This window comes from Pseudomonas sp. S06B 330, from assembly GCF_002845275.2.
Classification (GTDB): domain Bacteria; phylum Pseudomonadota; class Gammaproteobacteria; order Pseudomonadales; family Pseudomonadaceae; genus Aquipseudomonas.
The window spans coordinates 3,091,847-3,107,937 of record NZ_CP088149.1; the positions used below are offsets into that span (position 1 = coordinate 3,091,847).

Annotated in this window: 14 protein-coding genes; 4 read left to right on the top strand and 10 right to left on the bottom strand. The window is 61.6% G+C overall.

Features of this window, described 5'->3' with window-relative positions:
- Positions 1-119: 119 nt before the first annotated feature.
- Entirely contained in the window at positions 120-1,031 is a 912-nt protein-coding gene (locus CX511_RS13795; protein WP_045185398.1) for a LysR family transcriptional regulator, read from the top strand.
- 180 nt (positions 1,032-1,211) lie between these two features.
- Here the strand turns inward: CX511_RS13795 and CX511_RS13800 are convergent, their stop codons facing one another.
- From CX511_RS13800 to CX511_RS13835, 8 genes are all read right to left on the bottom strand, one after another.
- Complete coding sequence (locus CX511_RS13800; RefSeq protein ID WP_101293554.1) at positions 1,212-2,252, bottom strand: gamma-aminobutyric acid-binding protein; 1,041 nt, start codon at positions 2,250-2,252, stop codon at positions 1,212-1,214.
- A gap of 51 nt (positions 2,253-2,303) precedes the next feature.
- Positions 2,304-3,686 (bottom strand): aspartate aminotransferase family protein, encoded by a 1,383-nt coding sequence (locus tag CX511_RS13805; protein WP_045185403.1) that lies wholly within the window; start codon positions 3,684-3,686, stop codon positions 2,304-2,306.
- On the bottom strand, positions 3,683-5,122 hold the full coding sequence (locus CX511_RS13810) for an APC family permease (RefSeq protein ID WP_101293553.1): 1,440 nt from the start codon (positions 5,120-5,122) through the stop codon (positions 3,683-3,685). Before CX511_RS13810 ends, CX511_RS13805 begins: the two co-directional genes overlap by 4 nt.
- Positions 5,123-5,218: 96 nt before the next feature.
- Entirely contained in the window at positions 5,219-6,712 is a 1,494-nt protein-coding gene (locus tag CX511_RS13815; protein WP_101293552.1) for an aldehyde dehydrogenase, read from the bottom strand.
- Between the two features lie 34 nt (positions 6,713-6,746).
- Complete coding sequence (gene argE, locus CX511_RS13820; protein WP_045185412.1) at positions 6,747-7,907, bottom strand: acetylornithine deacetylase; 1,161 nt, start codon at positions 7,905-7,907, stop codon at positions 6,747-6,749.
- Positions 7,900-8,574, bottom strand: coding sequence for a DUF1028 domain-containing protein (locus tag CX511_RS13825; RefSeq protein ID WP_101293551.1), 675 nt, complete (start codon positions 8,572-8,574; stop codon positions 7,900-7,902). Before CX511_RS13825 ends, argE begins: the two co-directional genes overlap by 8 nt.
- Positions 8,575-8,584: 10 nt before the next feature.
- Complete coding sequence (locus tag CX511_RS13830; protein WP_045185416.1) at positions 8,585-8,995, bottom strand: RidA family protein; 411 nt, start codon at positions 8,993-8,995, stop codon at positions 8,585-8,587.
- Complete coding sequence (locus tag CX511_RS13835) at positions 8,995-10,314, bottom strand: flavin-containing monooxygenase (RefSeq protein WP_101293550.1); 1,320 nt, start codon at positions 10,312-10,314, stop codon at positions 8,995-8,997. The genes CX511_RS13830 and CX511_RS13835 overlap by 1 nt, the downstream gene beginning before the upstream one ends.
- A 264-nt stretch (positions 10,315-10,578) precedes the next feature.
- Between CX511_RS13835 and CX511_RS13840 the strand changes: the two genes are divergently transcribed.
- The 3 genes from CX511_RS13840 (at position 10,579) to CX511_RS13850 (ending at position 13,319) form a co-directional block, all read left to right on the top strand.
- A complete protein-coding gene (locus tag CX511_RS13840) occupies positions 10,579-11,154 on the top strand; it encodes a GNAT family N-acetyltransferase (protein ID WP_101293677.1) in 576 nt (191 codons plus the stop codon).
- Positions 11,155-11,275: 121 nt separating this feature from the next.
- The gene (locus tag CX511_RS13845; RefSeq protein WP_101293549.1) at positions 11,276-12,343 is read left to right on the top strand and encodes an aromatic ring-hydroxylating dioxygenase subunit alpha; all 1,068 of its coding nucleotides are present in this window, start codon (positions 11,276-11,278) and stop codon (positions 12,341-12,343) included.
- 25 nt (positions 12,344-12,368) lie between these two features.
- Complete coding sequence (locus CX511_RS13850; RefSeq protein WP_101293548.1) at positions 12,369-13,319, top strand: PDR/VanB family oxidoreductase; 951 nt, start codon at positions 12,369-12,371, stop codon at positions 13,317-13,319.
- A gap of 6 nt (positions 13,320-13,325) precedes the next feature.
- Here the strand turns inward: CX511_RS13850 and CX511_RS13855 are convergent, their stop codons facing one another.
- Together CX511_RS13855 and CX511_RS13860 are read right to left on the bottom strand one after the other, a co-directional pair.
- A complete protein-coding gene (locus CX511_RS13855) occupies positions 13,326-14,039 on the bottom strand; it encodes a GntR family transcriptional regulator (protein WP_045185423.1) in 714 nt (237 codons plus the stop codon).
- 701 nt (positions 14,040-14,740) lie between these two features.
- Positions 14,741-15,994: an OprD family porin gene (locus tag CX511_RS13860; protein ID WP_101291901.1), complete on the bottom strand. Its 1,254-nt coding sequence runs from the start codon at positions 15,992-15,994 to the stop codon at positions 14,741-14,743.
- Positions 15,995-16,091 lie beyond the last annotated feature (97 nt).

The following is a 16,091-nucleotide window of genomic DNA, read 5'->3' on the forward strand; positions in this document are numbered from 1 at the left end:
GCCGTCGAGGCGATCAACGGCTGGGTAGCGTAAATATGCTCAATGCCCAGCAAAATCCGCTGCAGCGCCCAGCACGCGAAGGGGTATCGTGTAGCAAAATAATCAGCCAGAGGTGCACTGTGGCGTCCTATACCTTGCGTCAGTTGAAGTATTTCGTCACCACCGTCGAGTGCGGCAGCGTCGCCGAAGCGTCGCGCAAGCTGTACATCGCGCAACCGTCGATTTCAACGGCAATCAAAGGCCTGGAAGACAGCTTCGGCGTGCAGCTGTTCATCCGTCATCACGCCCAGGGCGTGTCGCTGACCCCCGGTGGTGCGCGGTTCTATCGCAAAGCCCAGGAACTGCTGCGCATGGCCCGTGAGTTCGAACAGAACGCCCTGGCCGACAATGACGTGGTCTGCGGGCAGATTGATATCGGCTGCTTCGAGACTGTTGCCCCGCTCTACCTGCCGCGCCTGATCAAAGGCTTTCACGAACGCTTCCCCGGGGTCGAGATTCGCTTGCAGGACGGCGAGCAGCAAGAGCTGGTGCAGGGCCTGACCGGGGGGCGTTTCGATCTGGCGATCTTCTACGATCATGACCTGGACAGCACCATCGAGACCGAAGCCTTGATGGCGCCGCAACGGCCTTACGCGCTGTTGCCGGCTGGGCATCGTTTTGCCGAGCAGGCGCAGGTGTCGTTGCGTGACCTGGCATTGGAGCCAATGATTCTGCTCGATGTGCAGCCCAGCCGGACATACTTCGTGAGTATCTTCGAGGAACTGGGGTTGAGCCCGAACATTGTTTTCAGCTCGCCTTCGATCGAGATGGTGCGTGGGATGGTCGGCCAAGGGTTTGGCTTTGCGGTGCTGGTCACCCGGCCACAAACCACCAGCACCTATGACGGGCAGGCGTTGGTGTGTGTCGAGTTAGCGGAAGAGGTGACCGGCTCAGGGCTGGTGGCCGGCTGGTTGAAACGTGCGCAGCTGACCAAGCCTGCGCAGTTGTTTGTCGATTACTGCAAGGAGCAGTTTGCGGCATGGTTGAAATGACGGTTACCACAGCTGCTCTGCCTTGCTTGTTCCCCTTGTAGCCGCTGCCGTGAGGCTGCGATCGGGCGTGAAACGGCCGCAAAACCTGGCGACAACGTTCCGACAGGCACAACGCGGGAACGAGTTGCGACGGCTCTGCAGTCGATCGCAGCCTCGTGCCTGGGCAGCGGCTACAGAGCCTCAGCGCGCCGCCCAGGCGTTGAAACGCTGCTCCAGCTCTTCCCCGTGATCGACCCAGAACGCGGCATCCACTGCTTGCGCTTGGGCAAGGTTGGCCTGGGCAGTCGGCAGTTGCTGCTGAACAGCTTCAGGCAATAACGTCAACGCGTCGCGATGCACCGGCCCATAAGGAATCTCCTCGGAGAACACCTTCTGCGCCTGCGGCTGACTGGCAAAGGCAATGAAGTCCTCGGCCAACGCCTTGTTCGGCGTACCTTTGACGATTGCCCAGTACTCTGGATCGTACAGGCTTTGCGGCCAGACAATGCCCAGCTTCATGCCCTCTTTCTGCGCCGAAGCAATGCGCCCGTTGTAGGCCGCACTCATCACCACATCACCGGCGATCAGCCATTGCGCTGGTTGTGCTCCGGCCTCCCACCACTGGATATTGCCCTTGATCTGATCGAGCTTGGCAAACGCTCGGCTCACCCCTTGCGGCGTCGCCAGCACCTGGTACAGCTGATCAGGTTTGACGCCATCGGCAAGCAAGGCGATTTCCAGGGTGTACTTGGCGCCCTTGCGCAAGCCGCGCTTGCCGGGATACTCGCTGACATTCCAGAAGTCGGCCCACGAAGTCGGGGCCTTGGCCAGCTTGTCGTGATCGTAAGCCATGACCATCGACCAGACATAGGTCGCCACCCCACACTCACTCAGGGTGCCTGGGACAAACTGTGCCGCATCACCGAAACGCGCGAGGTCCAGGCGCTCGAACAGGCCTTCGTCACAGCCGCGCAACAACTCCGGGCTTTCGACTTCAACCACATCCCAGCTGGTATGGCCAACATCGACCATGGCTTTGATCTTCGACAGCTCACCGTTGTATTCACCCGCCACGACGCGTCCTGCGCCGCTGGCGTTGAAGGGTTGGAAATAGGCCTTGTCCTGGGCCTGTTTGGTGGCACCGCCAAAGGAGATGACAGTAAGGTTCTGTGGCGCGGCCTGGACTGCACCGCACAACAACGCCAGAGCAAAGGGAACACTGCAACGCAAGGATCTGGACATGATCTGTTCCTCTAATGAGCCGGCTCGCCCATGCGAGCCGGCATGCGGGGCTTACAACAGGCCGTATTCGCGCGCAGTGCGGTCGACGGCGATACGGGTCTTGTCCACCAGCTCATCGAGCTCGGCTTTGCCGGCGACCAGAGCCGGGGCCATGATCATCCGGCCCAAGGTCGAGCGGATGATCAGGCCTTCTTCAAAACCGATGGTGCGGCAGCGCCAGGCCATGTCGTTTTCATTGGCAAAGCGTTTGCGGCTGGCCTTGTCTTCGGCAAATTGCAGTGCCGCAACCAGGCCAGTGCCCTGTACTTCGCCAATCAACGGGTGATTGCCGAACACCTCCCGCAGGCAGCGCTGCAGGTACGGCCCGGTTTCCTGCTTAACCTGGGTGACGATGCCTTCGTCGCGCAGGGCCTTGAGGTTGGCAATCGCCACCGCCGCCGCCACCGGGTGACCGGAATAGGTCAGGCCGTGGGCGAACACCCCGCCCTGCTCCACCAACGCCTGGGCCATGCGCTTGGACAGAATCAGGCCGCCCATGGGGATGTAACCGCTGGTCAGGCCCTTAGCGATCGACAGGGTGTCGGGTTCAAAACCGAAATGCTCATGGGCAAACCACTCGCCGGTACGACCAAAGCCTCCAATCACTTCATCGGCACACAGCAGCACGTCGTACTGACGGCAGATGCGCTGAATTTCCGGCCAGTAGCTTTCTGGCGGGAAGATCATGCCGCCCGCGCCCTGGAACGGTTCGGCGACGAAGGCAGCGACGTTCTCGGCGCCCAGTTCGAGGATCTTTTCTTCCAGCTGGCGCGCTGCACGCAGGCCGAATTCGGCCGGGCTCAGATCACCTTCGTGAGCGAACCAGTACGGCTCGTCGATGTGGGCGACATCCGGGATCACCCCGCCCATGTCATGCATGAACTTCATCCCGCCCAGGGCTGTGGCTCCCAGGGTCGAGCCGTGGTAACCGTTCCAGCGGCCGATCATGATCTTCTTCTGCGGCTTGCCGAGGATCTGCCAGTAACGGCGCACGGTACGGATTAGCACCTCGTTGGCCTCGGAGCCTGAGTTGGTGTAGATCGCATGGCTGTAGTGGCTTGGCAGCAGGCTGAACAACAGCTCCGACAGTTCCACTACCGCCGGGTGGGTGGTGTGGAAAAACATGTTGTAGTACGGCAACTGTTCAAGCTGTTTGCTGGCGGCAGCGGCCAGGTCCTTGCGCCCATAGCCGAGGTTGGTGCACCACAGGCCCGACATACCGTCCAGGTAGCGTTTGCCGTCGTTGTCCCAAAGCGCCAGGCCTTCACCGCGCACGATCACCCGTGGGCCTTCCTCGTTCAGGGCTTTCTGGTCGAGAAACGCATGAATGTGGTGCGCGGCATCCAGGGCTTGGTAATCACCGGTGCTGCGATCGGGTTTCACTTGAGCGGTCATTGCGAGTCTCCTTGCGGTTTTTTATCGGTCGAGGTGCCCAGTACGGACGCCAGAGGTTCAGGCTTGAACAACGGTTTGCGCATGACGCACTTGATCCACAGCACCGCGATGATCGACACCACCAGCAGGACCAGGCCGGCATAGGCGAAGATTGCGAAGGTCATCTCCGGGCTAGGCGAGACATGCCAGATCGCAAAGAGCATGCCGGCGATGCCGAACAGCTGCGGCAGTGGGTAAAACGGCGTGCGGAACGGCCGGGCGGCCTGCGGGTAACGGCGACGCAGGGCAATTACGTTGATGTGAGTGATGATGTAGGCCAACAGCCAGGCCAGGGCGGCGGCCAGCAGCAGTTGGTTGATTGCATCGGGATGGTCGTGCATCAGCAACAGCGGCAGCCCGGTGATTGCCGAGACGAACAGCACCGCCACCCACGGTGCGCCGGTACGCTTGCCCTGACGTTTGAGCATGCCAAACGCCTGGCCGTTGCGGGCCATGCCCAGCAGCATGCGCGGGATCGCCGCCAGAGAGCTGTTGAGGGTACTGCAAGTGGCAGTGATCGCTGCGGTCACCAGGAACACCTGACCTGCTTCGCCGAACACGGTGGTAGCGAACAGGTAATGCGGCAAACCATTGCTGGCCAGCTCTGCCTGCGGCACGGTGAGCAAGGCGCCCAGGCAATACAGGGCGATGATCACGAAGATCACGGTCAGGCCGATCATCATCGAACCCGGGATATTGCGCTGCGGACGGCGGGTTTCCTCCACCAGCGGGCAGACGAACTCCGCACCGACGAAGCCCCATACCGCCATAGCTGTCAGGGCAATCACACCCAGGCCCAGTGGGTTCCAGCTACCGATGTCGAACAAGCCCGGGTTGGGCGAGGCGATATCGCTGTTCATCGCGCTCAGACCCATCACCAGCAAGACCACTACCATGACTACGGCCAACACGGTCTGCAGGCGGGCAAAGATATCGATGTTGAACAGGTTGAGCACGGTGAACAACGCCAGCACGCCCAGTGCCACGGTCAACGGCGGCATGGAGTGCGGGTAGACCTTGTCGATGATGAACTCCATCAACAGCAGCTCCGCCGACAGGGCAAACATCGCCACCACCACGTAGCCGGAAAAGGTCGCCAGAATCGCCGGGAATTGCCCGATGGCCACCTCCGTGTAGCTGCTCAGGCTGCCCGCGCGAGGGATCATCAAGGCCAGTTCGGAGAACGAGCAGGCATAACTCAACGCCAACAACCAGGCCAGGGCCAAGGGTACGATAAAGCCTGGACCGGCGATGCCGACGCCTTGCAGCATCAGCACCATCACGCCCTGGGACACGACCAGGCCGATGGCCACCGCCAACAACGCGGTCAGACCGAGTTTTTTGCTACTTGCAGGTGGCGCCAGGGCACCGGTGGACACGCTTGCATTGCTGCTCATTGGTTGCTCCGTTTTGTTTTTGTATTTTTCGATAACAGAGTGGGGCTGCTGTGCAGCCCATCGCCGACAAGGCCGGCTCCTACAATGGCCATTCCCTCAGCCGCGCAACTGAATCCAGGTGGTCTTGAGTTGCGTGTACTTATCGAACGAATGCAGCGACAAGTCGCGGCCAAAACCCGATTGTTTGCCGCCACCAAAGGGCACCGTGACATCCAGGGCATCGACGGTGTTGACCGACACGGTCCCGGCGTTCAGACGTCGAGCCACGCGGTGGGCACGGTTCAAATCGTCAGTCCACACGGATGCCGCCAGGCCATAGATGTGATCGTTGGCCAAGGCAATCGCCTGGTCTTCGTCATCGAAGACGCTAACCGCCAGCACCGGGCCGAAGACTTCTTCGCGGGCCAGGGTCATGTCGGCGGTGACACCGGTGAAGATCGTCGGCTCGATGAAATTGTCCGAACCGTCGAAGCTCAACTGACGGCCGCCACGGACCAGTTGTGCGCCCTCGCCCTGGGCTTGTTCGATGTACTGCACGATCCGTTGGGTCTGGCGCGCATCAACAATGGCGCCAGCACGGCTGGTGGGGTTCAGCGGATTGCCGGGTTGCCACTGGCGGGCTTTTTCGACCAGGCGCTCAACGAACGCATCGGCAATCGAACGCTGCACCAGCAACCGCGAGTTGGCCGAACAGACTTCACCCTGGTTAAAGAAGATGCCAAAGGCCGCCTTTTCGGCCGCAAGGTCAAGGTCCTGGCAATCGGCGAACACCAGGTTCGGGCTCTTGCCGCCACACTCCAGCCAGACCTGCTTGAGGTTCGACTGCGCTGCGTATTGCATAAAGTACTTGCCCACTTCGGTGGAGCCGGTGAACACCAGCGCATCAACATCGTTATGCAGACCCAGCGCACGACCCGCCTCCTCACCCAGGCCTGGGACGACGTTGAGCACGCCCGCTGGAACACCGGCTTGCAAGGCAAGTTCGGCCAACCGCAGTGCTGAGAACGGCGATTGCTCCGCCGGTTTGAGTACCACGCTGTTGCCAGCCGCCAGGGCCGGGGCCAGTTTCCAGGCGGCCATGTCCAGTGGGAAGTTCCACGGCACCACGGCGCCAATCACCCCCAAAGGCACACGGGTGATGGTTGCCAGAACATTGCTGGCCGTCGGTGCCACCTGGTCATACAGCTTGTCGAGGCTTTCGCCGTACCAGGCAAACACATGCGCGGCGCCGGGCACATCGATGTTCCAGGCATCCATCACCGGTTTGCCCATGCTCAGCGAATCGAGCAGCGCCAGTTCATCACGGTGTTCCAGCATCAGTTGCGACAGGCGCAGCAGCACCACCTTGCGCTCGCTCGGGGCCATTTTGGCCCAAGGACCGTGTTCGAATGCACGACGGGCACTGCTGACGGCCAGGTCGACTTCGGCCTGGCCACAGGCAACCACCCGGGCCAGCACGCTGTTGTTGGCCGGGTTGATTACTTCAATACGCGCATCGTTTTGTGCCTGGCAGGGCTTACCCTCAATCAACGCGGTGTCGATCAGTCGCTGTTGCTTTGCCAGGGTTGTCCAGTGGTTTAAATCGGTCACTGCAGACTCCTTATTGTTATCGGGTCTTGGAGCATCAAGGGGTACAGAGGTAAGCCGCGAGGCGGTCCATCAAGTGGTCACAGGCGGCCATTTGCGCGACGCTGACGAATTCGTCGGGCTTATGCCCTTGCTCCATGCTGCCGGGGCCGCAGACCACCGCCGGGATCCCGGCCTGGTCGAACAAGCCGCCTTCAGTACCAAAGGCCACCGTGCTGAACTCATCGCTGCCGCACAGTTGTGCGATGAGCTGCGCCGCCGCGCTTTCAGGTGCGGTGGCCAGGCCTGGGTAGGCGGAAATCGGCTCAAAGCGGATGGCGGTATCCGCCTTGACGGCCTGCATGGCCGGTAGCAACGTCTGCTCGGCGTAGGTGTGCAGTTCGTCGAGCACGGCCTGTGGTTCAAAGGTCGGCAAGGCACGGACTTCAAAGTCGAAGCGGCAGTCGGCCGGGACAATGTTCAATGCGGTGCCGCCCTGGATCACACCGACCTGCACCGTTGAATACGCGGGATCAAAACGCGCATCGTGGTGCTCTGGCGCGGCCAGACGCTGACCAATCTCGCCGAGGCGGCCAATCAGCCGCGCGGCCTGTTCGATAGCGTTGACCCCATAGGGTGCGTAGGCCGAATGACAAGGCGCACCGTGCACATGGCAACGCATGGCCAGCTTGCCTTTGTGGCCGAGCACCGGCTTGAGTTCTGTCGGTTCGCCGATCAGGCACAGCGCCGGTTGCTGGATGCGCTGTGGCAACACGTCAAGCAGGCTGCGTACGCCCAGGCAACCGACCTCCTCGTCATACGAAAAGGCCAGGTGCACCGGTCGGCGCAGGGGGCTGGCGACAAACACCGGCACGGCGGCCAGCACCGACGCCAGGTAGCCTTTCATATCAGCCGCACCACGACCGTAGAGTTTGCCGTCGTGCTCGCTGAGGGCGAACGGTTCGACCGTCCAGGCTTGACCGTCCACCGGCACCACGTCGGTGTGCCCCGACAGCACCACACCGCCGGCCACCGCCGGGCCAATGCTGGCCAGCAAGTTGGCCTTGCTGCGCTCGGCGTTGTAAATCAGCTCGCAGTGCACGCCAAGGCCGTGCAGGTAATCCCGCACGAACTCGATCAATGCCAGGTTCGAGTCGCGACTGACCGTGGCAAAGCCAATCAGCTTGGCCAGCAAGGCGCGACTGCGCAGCTCACTCATCGCCCGGCACTCCATAGCTTGGGGCCAGGGTCGGGTTCAGGGCACGGGTCAGGTAATCCTGCAGTTGCGGCTCATAGGCGTTCCAGAGAGTTTGCAGCTCACCGATGGGGTTTTGTTCCGCCCAGTCCACACGCAGATCGACGATTGGCCAGACCAGCTCACCCACCACCGACAGCGCTGCCGAATGCACAGCCCCTGCCTCCCCGCCTGCCGCCTGACCCGCTTGCAGTGCGCTGAGCAAACGCGCCGCCAGGCACCCTTCGCTGCGCTCAAACGCGTCGACCATGCGCTCGATCACGTTGCTGTTGGCCAGCAGGTTACCCGCCGCGACACACTGCTCGCCTGCCAAGGCGTTGTGTGTGCCCAGGGTGTGGTTGCCACTGAATACCGCAGTGCGCCCCTGTGCATCGACGACCGCTACCTGGCGGTACTGGCTGTAGCCATTGCGGGTCAATGCATGGTCCAGCGCCTGACTAGGCGTTAGCCCTTCACCCAGCGCATCGAGCACCTGCGGCCCGAGGGCTGGCAAGGTGATGTTCTGGCTCGACACCGCGCCGACACCCGAGCGCAGCCAGGGGCAACGAGCACCTACGGCGATGCTCGAAGAACTGATGGCAATACCCAGTTGGCCGGTTTCGGCACAGCGACCGACGATGGAGAAAGTCATGGCACGCTCCTTATTCGGGGATGACCGCAATCACGTCGATTTCCATCAGCCACTGCGGCTGGCCCAAGGCACTGACAACCAGGCCGGTAGAAATCGGGAACACGCCCTTGAGCCACTTGCCGACCTCCTGGTACACCGGTTCGCGGTAGCGAGGGTCGGTCAGGTAGGTAGTGGTCTTGACGATGTGGCTGAGGTCGCTGCCGGCCTCTTCCAGCAGTTGCTTGACGTTGCGCATGGCCTGCTCGGCCTGTGCCCGTGGATCACCCAGACCTACCAACTGACCGTTGAAGTCAGTGCCGACCTGGCCACGCACATACACGGTGTTGCCGGCACGGACCGCCTGGCACAGGTCGTTATCCAGGGTCTGGTTGGGGTAGGTGTCTTTGGTGTTGAACATGCGGATGCGGGTATGAGTAGGCATCAACGGACTTCCATAAGGCTGGCTGATTGAGGGGTGGTCCCGGGGGCGACGGCTTGGCGCTGCGAGGCATCCCGGTAATCGAAATAGGCGCGCTGCTTGATGATGTGCTCGGCGATATGCCGGGCGTCGTGCCACACTCCCCAGATAAAGGCCGAGCCGCGACGGGCCAGCCATGGCAGGCCGACGAAGTAGATACCCGGCTCACTGGAGACGCCGCGCTGGTGCTGTGGTTTGCCGTCGGCCTTGAAAGCGTCGACCTGCAGCCAGCCGTAGTCCACCGAATAGCCAGTCGCCCAGATGATCGTGGTGACGCCGGCTTTGGCCAGGTCCAGTTCCAGGATTGGCTGAGTGATGCAGTCCGGGTCGGGGAGCATGATCCGCGCTTCCGGCTCTGCGGGCAGGTCCAGGCCATTGCGGGCAATGTACGCGTCGGCAGCGTCGAGCAGCGCCAGGTAGTTTTCATCACCCCGCGCAATGTTCTCGGCCAGGTTCGCCTCGAAGCTCACCACGCCGTCTTTGAAGGCTTTGGTCAGGCCAACGAGGGTCATGCCTTGCTGCGCCAAACGGCGGAAATCCACGGTATGGCCACCGCGCGCACCGCTGACAGCGATGGTCACGTGCTCCTTGCCTGGCTGCACACCCTCGGCGTCCCACAGGCCGAGCACACCCAACCACCAGCAAAAGTCGCGATTGCGGTACGCCCGTGGCGGACGGTCGTGAGCGCCCACCGACAGGTAGACCTGCTTACCGGCGCGCTGCAACTCGTCAGCGATCTGCACCCCGGAGGAACCCGCGCCGACCACCAGCACAGCGCCTTCGGCCAGTTGCTGCGGGTTGCGGTATTCGGCAGAGTGCATCTGCTTCACTGCGCCGCCAACCGGTGCAATGGTCGGAATCAGCGGGCGCTGGAACGGACCGGTGGCGACCACCACGTTGTTGGCTTCGATCACACCGTCAGAGGTTTCGATGGTGAAGCCTGGACGACCGACGTTGCGCTGAACCTGGGTCACCTCGACGCCGGTACGCACCGGTGCATTGAATTTTTTTGCATAGGCTTCGAAGTAGTCGGCCACCTGGTCTTTGGCGGCGAAGGCATCCGGGTCCAGGCCATCGAATTCAAGGCCGGGGAAACGGTCGTGCCAGGCCGGGCCATTGGCAACCAGCGAATCCCAACGACCGGTGCGCCAGGCTTCGGCGATACGGTTGCGCTCTACCACCAGGTGCGGCACGCCGAGTCGGCTCAAGTGTTCGCTCATGGCCACACCGGCTTGCCCGGCGCCCACTACAAGCGTGTCTATTGCTGTTTTATTGTTTGTCATCGCTGCGCCCTACTGAGGTTTCCCACGCGGATGGCCGTGGGTGGGTGTAGGCCGCATTCTGTGCAAAGGCTGACAAAGGCGAAATTATGATTTTTGTCGTTGCTAGAAAGTAAAAAGCTTCGAGGGTGCGCAACCCGCCAGCTAGGCGCCTGCACAGACTTTGCCAGCCCATCGATGCCGGCGTTTGAGCATCTGTCCGAGCCGATTGCGAATCACCAGAGCATCACCCAAACTGCCCTATTCACTCACCCAACACCTGCCACCATGTCAATCACGATTCGTCTTGCACGCCCGGAAGATGCACCGCTGCTTCCTGATGTCGAACGTTCTGCCGCACAAGCGTTTGTCAGCCAACCCGACTTGGCGTTTATCGCCAGTAGCCCGACCCTCAGCGTTGAAGAACACCTGTCGTTCATTCTTCAGCAGCGCGAATGGCTGGCGGTGGATGCCCAGGACCGCCCCCTCGGGTTTCTCTGTGGCCAGGACTGTGGCGCGCATTGGCACATTGTTGAGTTGTCCGTGCAGCAGTCAGCGCAGGGCCAGGGCCTGGGGCGGCGCTTGATCGGCGAGGCTGCCGCCTGGGCCCGCGAACAGGGTTATGCCGGGCTGAGCCTGACCACCTTCACCTCAGTGCCCTGGAATGCGCCGTTCTATGCACGGCTCGGGTTCAAGCAACTCGACCGGCCACAGCTCAGTGAATTCTTACAGCGCCAGCTCGCTACCGAGGCGTCCCACGGCTTGCCTGATCGGTGCGCCATGCGCCTGGACTTCAAGGCAATGGGATGGCCCCGGCGGTGTGGCCTAACGCCAAGCAATGGATCCACTAAAAATCAACCTTAACGACCTGTTCGATAATCGCCCATCATTACGCCTTTAAATCACTGACATTATTGACGAGCACTTCTTTCCGCACATTTAATGGATCCATTAAATAACAACAATCGCTAGCCGGAGAGCCTTCATGTACCCCAAAAACACCTGGTATGTTGCCTGCACTGCTGACGAACTCAGCGATAAGCCCTTGGGCCGACAAATCTGCGGGGAGAAGATCGCGCTCTACCGCGCCCAGGAGGGTCGCGTCGCTGCGGTGGAAGATTTTTGCCCGCACCGCGGCGCGCCGCTGTCGCTGGGCTATGTCGAAAATGGCAACCTGGTGTGTGGCTATCACGGCCTGGTGATGGGCGGCGACGGCAAGACGGTAGAGATGCCTGGGCAACGCGTCAGAGGGTTTCCGTGCATCAAGCCCTACGCGGTGGTCGAACGCTATGGCTTTGTCTGGGTCTGGCCTGGCGATCAGGCGCAGGCTGATCCCAACCTGATTCCGCACCTGGAGTGGGCCGTCAACGAAGACTGGGCCTATGGCGGCGGGCTGTTTCACATCGGCTGTGACTACCGCCTGATGATCGACAATCTGATGGACCTGACCCACGAAACCTACGTGCATGCCTCCAGCATCGGCCAGAAAGAAATCGACGAAGCCCCGCCGGTAACCACTGTCCACGGTGATGAAGTGGTGACTGCCCGGCACATGGAAAACATCATGGCCCCACCGTTCTGGCGCATGGCCCTGCGCGGTAACGGCCTGGCCGACGATGTGCCGGTGGACCGCTGGCAGATCTGCCGTTTCACCCCGCCCAGCCACGTACTGATCGAAGTCGGCGTGGCCCATGCCGGCAAAGGCGGCTATCACGCCGCGCCGCAGCATAAGGCGTCGAGCATTGTGGTCGACTTCATCACCCCGGAAACCGACACCTCGATCTGGTACTTCTGGGGCATGGCGCGCAACTTCGCCGCACAAGACCAGGCGCTGACCGAGAGTATCCGCGAGGGCCAGGGCAAGATCTTCAGCGAAGACCTGGAGATGCTCGAACGCCAGCAACAGAACTTGCTGGCCCATCCGCAGCGCAATCTGCTCAAGCTCAATATCGATGCAGGTGGCGTCCAATCACGCAAGATTCTCGAGCGCTTGATCGCCAAGGAGCGCGCCCCCGAGGCGCAGTTGATTGCCACCACCGTCACCCCGGCTTAATCCACCCACCTTCCGAGGACTGAACATGATCGATGTTGTGGTGGTATCGCGTAACAATGAAGCGCAAGACATCTGCAGCTATGAACTGGCCGCGGTCGATGGCAGCCCTTTGCCGGCGTTTAGCGCCGGCGCGCACATCGATGTGCAGTTGCCCGATGGCCTGATCCGCCAATATTCGCTGTGCAACCACCCCGAGGAACGCCATCGTTACCTGATTGGCGTGCTCAAGGACTCGGCCTCACGCGGCGGCTCGCGCAGCCTGCACGAACAGGTCCACAACGGTGCCCAGCTGCGTATCAGTGAGCCGCGCAACCTGTTCCCGCTGGCACACGGTGCCCGTCGCAGCCTACTGTTTGCTGGCGGCATCGGCATCACCCCGATCCTGTGCATGGCCGAGCATCTGGCTCACACGGGGGCGGATTTCGAGCTGCACTACTGTGCCCGTTCCAGCGACCGCGCCGCCTTTGTCGAGCGCATTCGAACCGCGCCCTTTGCCGACCGACTGTTCCTGCATTTCGATGAACAACCTCAGACCGCGCTGAACGCTGCCCAGGTGCTGGCCAACCCGCAGGCTGATGTCCACTTATATGTCTGCGGACCCGGTGGTTTCATGCAGCACGTGCTCGACAGCGCCAGGGCGCAGGGCTGGCAGGAAGACCGCCTGCACCGTGAGTATTTCGCCGCCGCACCGGTCGACACCGGCAACGACGGCAGCTTTTCAGTTCAGATCGGTAGCACCGGGCAGGTCTTCGAAGTACCTGCCGAGCAAAGCGTGGTGCAAGTGCTGGAGCGTCACGGCATCGAGATCGCGATGTCGTGCGAGCAAGGCATCTGCGGCACCTGCCTGACCCGCGTGCTGGACGGGGTGCCGGAGCACCGCGACCTGTTTCTCACCGAAGAGGAACAAGCGCGCAACGATCAGTTCACCCCCTGCTGCTCCCGCTCGAAAACGCCGTTGCTGGTCCTGGATATCTGAACTGCGTCACGACGAGGGCAGAATGACCTTCATGCGCTCGTCGGTAATTGCCGCGCCGAAGGTTTCGGCGTAACGCAAGGTGGCATTGGCATGTTCGCGCATGATGGCTTCGGCGCGGGCGCCCTGCCCGTTGACCAATGCGTCGAACACCGAATGGTGCTGCATGTGCGCGTAATTGAAGCGCCGGTACTCACGCGCCAGGTCATGGCGATCCACTGCCAGTGCGGTCACTGAGGCGAAAGGTAGATGGTCGTTACGCGCCAGTGCATCCGCAATCGCCGGGTTGTGGCTGCCTTCGACAATCACCTGGTGAAAGCGCATGTTGAGGTCGTGATAGGCCTCAAGGTCTTCCTCGGTGACAAAGCCTTTGTCGAACAATTGATCGCCTTCGTGCAGGCAGCGCTGGAGGGTTTCCCGTGCTTCTGGCGACAAGCCCCGCTCAGCGGTCTGGCGGGCGGCCAGGCCTTCGAGTACGCCGCGCACCTCCACGGCCCCTGCGATGTCATCGGCGCTGACCGAGCGCACCTGAAAGCCCCGTCCGCCAAAACGCACCAGCAACCCTTCCTGCTCCAGGGTGCGAAACGCCATGCGCACGGGCATGCGCGAGACGCCGAATAATTCGGCGGTAGGGATTTCCATCAGCCGCGCACCGGCGGCGAGTTCGCCTGAAGCGATCATCTTGCGCAACGCGACCAGTACCAATTGACCGGGCTTACTCATCCAGGCAACTTCCAGAAAACATGGACTGTCATACTACCGCAAGCAATAGCGGCTGACACACTGGCAGCCCTCGTAGCCGCTGCCATCAGGCTCATCGCGGTGTCAGAGTTGCGACTGCGTTGCAGTCGATCGCAGCCTCGTGCCTCGGCAGCGGCTACGGTACAGGCCCCGTATCCACTGCTGTGAAACGGCCGCAAAACCTGGCCACCGCGATGTGTTAGGTGCAATGAGGTGACCTTCTTGCGACTGCGCTGCAGTCGATCACTGCCTCGTGCCAGAACAGGCCTCCGTAGCCGCTGCCGCAAGGCTGCGATCGGGCGTGAAACGGCCGCAGAACCTGAGCACCGCGATGTGTCAGGTGCAACGCGGTGACCACCTTGCGACTGCTTTGCAGTCGATCGCAGCCTCGTGCCTCGGCAGCGGCTACGGCACAGGCCCCGTATCCACTGCTGTGAAACGGCCGCAAAACCTGGCCACCGCGATGTGGTAGGTGCAATGAGGTGACCTTCTTGCGACTGCGCTGCAGTCGATCACTGCCTCGTGCCAGAACAGGCCTCCGTAGCCGCTGCCGCAAGGCTGCGATCGGGCGTGAAACGGCCGCAGAACCTGAGCACCGCGATGTGTCAGGTGCAACGCGGTGACCACCTTGCGACTGCTTTGCAGTCGATCGCAGCCTCGTGCCTCGGCAGCGGCTACGGGGCTTAGAACGACAGCGGATAACTTACAATCAACCGCGTCTGATCAAAATCGCTGTTGAAACTGCGCCGGTTGGTGGCGTTGTTCACCCGGATGCTAAGGCTCTTGAACGTGCCACTCTGAAGGGTGTAACCGAGTTCGGTATCGCGCTCCCATTCCTTGCCATTGCTGCCCGCCTTGGTGGTGGCATTTTCACCGTGGCCATAGCGCACCATCGCCAATAACCCCGGTACGCCCATGGCGGCAAAGTTGTAGTCGTAACGCACCTGCCAGGAACGCTCATCGGCGTTACTGAAGTTACCGTTGAACATGTCGTTGCCCAAGGTCCGGCCACTGCTGCCATACACCGACATCCACTGGCTGTCACCACTGACTTTCTGCAACCCCAGGTACAGCGTGTGGCCGCCGGTCGCTGCCGACAGCAAGGCATAACCGGTGCGGCTCTGGATGTCTCCGATGCGCGCTTGGCCGTCTTCCTTGTCGATGAAGTAACCGAGGTTGGCGCCCAGTACCCAGTCGCCCACGGGCTGTTTGTGCAGCACGTTGAAGTAGCTTTGCTGATAAATATCTTCAAGCTGCGAATGCCACGCACCAATCAACGTGCGCTGCTGGTTGAAGCGGTACTCGGCACCAGCGTAGTTGAATCCGTCAGACGCCACCCCCGGCGCTGCCCAGGCCGAAAGGTCCTGCATGTCGGAGGAGTTGCGCAGGCTTACCTCTCGGTACTGACCGGCTTGCAGGCTCAGGTCTTCGATTTCCCGCGAGTCGAGCATGCCGCCGCGAAACGTCTGCGGCAGCAAGCGACCATCGTCATAACGCAGCAGTGGAATGTCCGGCAACAGCTCACCCACCTTGAGCTCAGTGGCCGAAATGCGCATCTTGGCCGCCAGGCCAGCGCGCCCGAAATTGTCTGCCGCACGCCCGTCGTCGTGCACCGGCAACAGTTCGGAGCCGCTGACGTCACGGCTGCTGTCCAGCTTCACGCCAAACATGGCAATAGCATCCAGGCCGAAACCGACGAGGCCCGGGGTATAACCCGAGCTGAACTTGAGCGTGAAGCCCTGGGCCCACTCTTCGACCTTGCTCTTGGCCGCACCCGGGTCGCGAAAATCCCGGTTGAAATAGTAATTGCGCAGCAACAGGTCAGTCTTGGCATCCTCGAAAAAACCGCCGTCTGCTGCCCAGGCGGGCAGGCTCAAACCCAAAGCCAAGGTCGCGGTGGCGACGGATCGCGCCAGGGTGCAAGGAGTGTGGATCATTATTATTGTTCTCCGCTTTTCATGGGCGCAGCCGCTCCCCGACAGGCCGCTCAGGGCCCGTCCATCAACCGCTGCGTAAATGCCCGGCAAGGCCGGG